General features: G+C 63.2%; 1 protein-coding gene. It reads left to right on the forward strand.

The window, feature by feature from the left end:
- Positions 1-201 (forward strand): hypothetical protein (locus EPK82_RS24890; protein ID WP_167494412.1); only part of this gene is annotated, 201 nt, incomplete at both ends.

Raw genomic sequence — 201 nt, forward strand, 5'->3', positions numbered from 1 at the left:
CCACCCTGTACGAAGCGATCCGCCATGACGGCACCACCACCACGTTCGACGAAGCACTGAACCTGCTGCTCGGTGACGACGGTGCCAGCCTGGGCCTGACCTACGAAGTGGTACGCACCGATGGCGATGGCGACCAGGTCACCGCCTCGGAAACCCTGGTACTGGCTGACGAACAAGGCTCGATCCTGACCTTCGACGACG

Source organism: Ectopseudomonas khazarica, assembly GCF_004521985.1.
GTDB classification, from domain to species: Bacteria; Pseudomonadota; Gammaproteobacteria; order Pseudomonadales; family Pseudomonadaceae; genus Aquipseudomonas; species Aquipseudomonas khazarica.